The 5,133-nt window shown below is 62.0% G+C and carries 5 protein-coding genes; 3 read left to right on the forward strand and 2 right to left on the reverse strand.

Annotated features, from left to right (window positions below; all coding sequences use genetic code 11):
• Both AC1P6P_RS14695 and AC1P6P_RS14700 read left to right on the forward strand, forming a co-directional pair.
• Positions 1-574 (forward strand): hypothetical protein (locus tag AC1P6P_RS14695; protein WP_481403190.1); only part of this gene is annotated, 574 nt, incomplete at its 5' end.
• A 106-nt stretch (positions 575-680) separates the two neighbouring features.
• Complete coding sequence (locus AC1P6P_RS14700) at positions 681-1,592, forward strand: SPFH domain-containing protein (protein WP_481403191.1); 912 nt, start codon at positions 681-683, stop codon at positions 1,590-1,592.
• A 33-nt stretch (positions 1,593-1,625) separates the two neighbouring features.
• On the opposite strand, the gene AC1P6P_RS14705 is transcribed toward AC1P6P_RS14700, so the two are convergent.
• Positions 1,626-3,413 carry a hypothetical protein gene (locus tag AC1P6P_RS14705; protein WP_481403192.1) on the reverse strand — a complete coding sequence of 596 codons (1,788 nt, stop codon included), beginning with the start codon at positions 3,411-3,413 and terminating at the stop codon, positions 1,626-1,628.
• 159 nt (positions 3,414-3,572) lie between these two features.
• On the opposite strand from AC1P6P_RS14705, the gene AC1P6P_RS14710 reads away from it, so the two are divergent.
• Positions 3,573-3,788 carry a hypothetical protein gene (locus AC1P6P_RS14710; RefSeq protein WP_481403193.1) on the forward strand — a complete coding sequence of 72 codons (216 nt, stop codon included), beginning with the start codon at positions 3,573-3,575 and terminating at the stop codon, positions 3,786-3,788.
• A 42-nt stretch (positions 3,789-3,830) separates the two neighbouring features.
• Here AC1P6P_RS14710 and AC1P6P_RS14715 read toward each other — a convergent pair whose 3' ends face one another.
• On the reverse strand, positions 3,831-4,247 hold the full coding sequence (locus AC1P6P_RS14715) for a YybH family protein (RefSeq protein WP_481403194.1): 417 nt from the start codon (positions 4,245-4,247) through the stop codon (positions 3,831-3,833).
• Positions 4,248-5,133: the final 886 nt, after the last annotated feature.

A 5,133-nucleotide genomic window follows, 5' to 3' on the forward strand; every position in this document is an offset into this window, starting at 1 on the left:
CGGGGGGCTTCGCGTGGACACCTTCAATTTTCTCTCGGTCTTGTTTTCCGTCATCATGGGCCTGGCGCTGACCGAGGTGCTGCAGGGCTTTCGCCGGCTGATCCTGGCGCGCCGCCGCGTCGTGCTCTACTGGCCGGCGCTCCTGTGGGGCGGGCTGATGATCCTGATCGTCGCCCAGGCGTGGTGGGGCATGTTCGGCATGCGCGTGTTCCAATCGTGGAATTTTGCCATGTACGGCATCGTCGTCGTGCAAATCACGCTGATGTATCTCGCCTCCGGCGTGGCGATGCCCGAGTTGCCCGAGCACGGACCGGTCGACATGCGCGCGGCCTATTTCGCCAACAACCGCTGGTTCTTCAGCCTGCTCGCCGCCACCATCGCCTCGACCTTTCTCAAGGACTTCATCACCGTCGGCCGGATCGGCCTGTCGTGGAACGTCGGCTTTCTGCTGCTGTGCTTCAGCATGTCGGTGATCGCGGCGGCGACGCGCTCGGCCTGGTATCACTGCCTGCTGGCGCCGTTCGTCATCGTGGCGATGGCCGTCTACACCACGTTTCTGTCGTTCTGGCTCTGAATTCCTGTGGCGAAATCGCAAAACCCTTGGCGCCGGCGGCCCTCGTACCCATATTTAGGGTAGAATTGCCGAGTCCCGCAGTCGCGGGCACATGAGGGGCTGAGCCATGGAATTTTCCGCAATCCTGCTGATCGTCGTCATCGTCGTCGCGCTGATCATTTTCGCCAGTTCGTGGTTCACGGTACGCCAGCAGAGCTGCGCCATCGTCGAACGTTTCGGCCGCTATGTCCGCACCGCGCGGCCGGGCCTGCGCTTCAAGTTCCCGCTGATCGAGACGGTGGCCCAGCGCGTGTCGCTGAGGGTGCAGCAGCTTCCGGTGGAGGTGGAAACCAAGACCGCCGACAACGTCTTCGTCAAGATCAGCGTCGCCGTGCAGTATCGCGTGCTGGAAGGCTCGGAGGCCGACGCCTGCTACAAGCTCAACAACCACGAAGAGCAGATTCAGTCCTACGTGCTCGATGTCGTCCGCGCCAAGGTTCCGAAGATGAACCTCGACGAGGTGTTCGAGAAGAAGGACGACATCGGCACCGCGGTGAAGAGCGAGCTCGACGTGTCGATGAAGGTCTACGGCTTCGAGATTCCCAACGCGCTGGTCACCGACGTCAATCCCGCCGACAACGTCAAGGCGGCGATGAACGAGATCAACACCCAGCAGCGCCTGCAGGTCGCCGCCGCCGCCAAGGGCGAGGCCAACAAAATTTTGGTGGTCAAGAACGCCGAAGCCGAAGCGGAATCGAAGCGCCTGCAGGGCGAAGGCATCGCCAAGCAGCGTCAGGCGATCGTCGGCGGATTGCGCGAAAGCATCGCCGCCTTCAAGGAACAGGTCGGCGGCGTCAACGAGCATGAGGTGCTCAATCTGGTGCTGATGACGCAGTATTTCGACACCTTGAAGGAAATCGGCGTCAACGCCGGCGCCAAGGTGATCCTGATGCCGCACTCGCCTGCCGGCATGGGCGACGTCGCCGAACAGATCCGCACGGCTATCGTCGCCGGCGGCGAAGCGGTCGAGAAGAAATAGGCGCGCGCCCTCAGCCGGGGGCGCGGTTTTCTCTCAGCGAGCGGCTGTTTTGGCTGCGGCCGCCTTCAGTTCGGGCCACTCCGGCGCATACGCCAGGGCTTCGGCATATTTGGCGTGTGCCTCGGCGATGCGGTGCTGGCGCACAAGCGCGTCGCCCCAGTGCTTGAGCGGATCGGCCCAGTGCGGCCCGCGCTTGTTGGCCTCGCCGAACGCCGCAATGGCGCCGTAGAGATCGCCGCGCCGCGCCAGCGCCTCGCCCCAAATATCGTAGGCATACGGCAGCGACGGCGTCAGGGCGATGGCGGCGCGATAAGCCGTCACGGCGCCGCCCCAGTCGCCGTTATGCTCGAACACCCGGGCTCGATAGGCGTAACATTGGACAAAGCGGCCGCCGCGTTTGAAGGCGGCTTCCGCCTCCGCCCCCCGGCCCGTCATCCCGTATACCAATCCGACGTAACAAGGCACGTTGCTGTAGGAAAACTGCAAATCGAACGAGGACTGGGTCATCTTGTCCAGCGCTTCCGTCGGAGCGACGGCGCGGCCATAGTCTTCATCATTGATGGCGCGATATGCGGCGACTGCCAACGTCTCGGCCGCGGTGGTGGGATCGTCGGGATCGGAGGCCGCCAAATATTGCTCCGCCGCCGCGAAATTGTAACGCGCAGCTTCGGCTTCGGCGAGTTGCGGCCCATTGATTTCGACCCCCGTTCCGCGGCCGTTGTTGTGCGTGGCGTCCGCCTGCAGGCTGCGCATAACCGCCGGCACGTCCTGAACCATGGAATAATACAACATCATCTGGAGTTCGGTCGGTTGTGGCTCCGACTTTGCCGCGGCGGCGGCCGCACGCATCTCCAGAGCGGAATGAAACGCCGCCTCCTCGCCCTCGTCGAATTGAATCATGTTGATGAGATTGCCCCAGCTCTTCCAGAAATGCGGATTGACCATCAGCGCCAGGCGATACTTCGCTTCGGCTTCGCGCCAATGACCTTGCTCCTGCAGCGCCAAGCCCCAGGTGTTCGCCAGATTGGGCCGATCCTTGTCGCTGACGCGCGGATAGGCTTGGGCGAGGAACGCAATTGCCTCGTCGAAGCGTGACGCATTGACCAGATAGACTCCGTAAAGATAGGGCTGCGCTTCGCCATAAACATATTCCGCCGCCTGCCGCACCAGCTTGGCGAGATCGGCGGGCGGCCCGCTGAAGGTCTTGGGACGAACGTCGTCCCCACGCACGCTGAGCGACAGGCTGCCGTCGGCCTGCTCCACCACCGTGCCGCTGACATGCTGATCGTGACCGAGATTGTCGCGCAGCACGCGCTGCAATTCGCCGAGCGAGACGCCGGTTTCGGGAACGTCGATCTTGATGTCGCTGGTCCAGGCCGACTTCAGCGCCAGCTTGGCAGCGTTGCCGCGCGTGGCGGTCTGCAACTTGTCGAGTTCGTCAAGCAGGATGCCGGCGACGGCGCGGCCGGTGGCGCCGCGTTGCGCCAGATCCGGCGGTACATCGAAGGCTTCCACCACGACGTTCTCCGACCGGCTCGCCCACCACATCATGGTGCCGAGGCTGCCGACGACGATGACGCCGGCGATGATGAACAGCACCTGCATCGCGATCTTCAGGCGCTCGGTCAGCAGTCGCGAATGCTCGCTTTTGCGCCGCAAGTCGAAATGGTCGACTTCGAGCGTGAGCAGCTGCATACGCTTTTCGAGATAGCTGCGGGCCGTCGCCGCCCGTTCGTCGTCCGGCAACTGGTCGATGGCGATCTTGTCAGCGATATCGACATCCGGTTCACGCGTTTCCACGGTGGAGGCTTCGTCATCCATGCGCGACTCCGTCTGTCGGTACGACTATAAAACACGCAAGCGACGGCCTTCGCACCTGCGCATTTCGACTGGAGCAGATGAACGCGCGTCGCGTTTGCATCCAATACCGTCTGCCCGCAGAACCTGAGACGCATTATCGCAATCTAAACATCGTACGTGATGCGCTACAAAACGACCGAGCACGGCGCGACCGCCAAGCCGATCGCCACAGTACCAGCAGGCGGCGGCCCACAATCGTTCGGCGGTATCACGCAATCCGCGTGCGTGGAAGGGTTGGGTAATCTGGTCGCCATTCTTTCGATCACCGAAGGCGAAGAGCCGGCGTGGCACGCCGGCAGACGGATGCGCGCCGCCACCAACGCCGCCCCTGCATAGGAACAGCCCCCTCCGATTTCCTCGTTCGGGCGCTCGCGGTGCCTATTTCACGTCGAGGCTTTGAACCGCCGTCACGGGATCGGGGACGGCCGCTTCATGCGCCACGATTTTCCAGCCGCCGGCCAATTTTCGCACCACCACAAGATTGACGCCGAATGCCTTCTGGCCGGCATTGTTGGCATCGTAGCGGTCGATGGCATAGGCCACGTCGCCGGCGCAATCGACGCGCAACAGGCGGATGGAATCGATGTGGTAATGAGCGCCGATGCCGAGCTGCACATAGGCCTGGATCGCCGCCCGGCCCGCAACGATTCCGGTCACGTAGTGCTGGGTGAGATACGTCGCCCCCTCGGCGTACAGCCCGGCCACTTTCGCGGCATCGCCGGCGTTGTAGGCCTCCTGCCACGTATGGATGATGTCAGAAACCGCCGCAGCCTGCGCGGTGCAAGTCGCGGGCACGACAGCGTCCTGTGCAAATGCCGGCGCGGCGAGTGCGACGGCGCCAAACACGAAACCTTTCACATTTTTCTCCACGACAAACCGGGTCGCCACGTTAGCATCAGCGCGCGTTATCCGGCCGGGCACGTCGTCGCAATTGGGACGCGTTGGGCTATCACGCGCCCACGCCGTTACAGCGCCTAAGACGCATTATCGCAATTCCAGCGTAGCGCGAGATCCACGACAAACGGCTATTTATTCCGGCTATTCGGGGTTATTCCGATTATTCCGGGGTTATTCCGGGGTTACTCCGGGGTTATTCCGGGGAGTTATTCCGGGGAGTTATTCCGGGGAGTTATTCAGGGGACACTATACTTCGGGTTATTCCGGGGACACTATACTTAATTCCACATATTCCGGGCTTCTGCGAGAAAATCCACTCTGACCCAATTAACGGAGAGGCGGAGGCAGAGTGCGGGCGAAAATGTCGGGCCGCGTGCGGATGAAATCAGCGCCCCCGCATGGCACGACCGCTCCGCGCCTCCGCGTGAATCTCCGTTTGTGGCGAACAATGGGGTCAGAGTGGATTTCTCGATCACTGCGTGCGCCACCGACGATGGTTGGAAAAATCCACTCTGACCCCATTTTTAACCAAAGAATCCCAAGTGGCACGACGCATCACTCCGGTTGCAATTGCGGCGCATCTGCCGTTTACCATTGCCGAACATTAAATCGTGATCGGGGCTCACTTTTTAACTTGATTGTTCGCCCAATGTTCCAACATCCTGTGCGTGCAATTCTGGATGGAGCAAGCAGACACTGGAGCGGTGAAGAAAGGTCGCGCCTCTCACGACCCGCCGAGCAACGCGAGACATAACGGACCCAGGATACGCAGCTCGCGTGCGTA

This window comes from Rhizomicrobium sp. (assembly GCF_056722145.1).

Excerpts from the sequence above, each read along its gene's own strand:
- AC1P6P_RS14700 (WP_481403191.1), top strand. The coding sequence starts at position 681 with ATGGAATTTTCCGCAATCCTGCTGATCGTCGTCATCGTCGTCGCGCTG.
- AC1P6P_RS14705 (WP_481403192.1), bottom strand. The coding sequence starts at position 3,413 with ATGGATGACGAAGCCTCCACCGTGGAAACGCGTGAACCGGATGTCGAT.
- AC1P6P_RS14710 (WP_481403193.1), top strand. The coding sequence starts at position 3,573 with ATGCGCTACAAAACGACCGAGCACGGCGCGACCGCCAAGCCGATCGCC.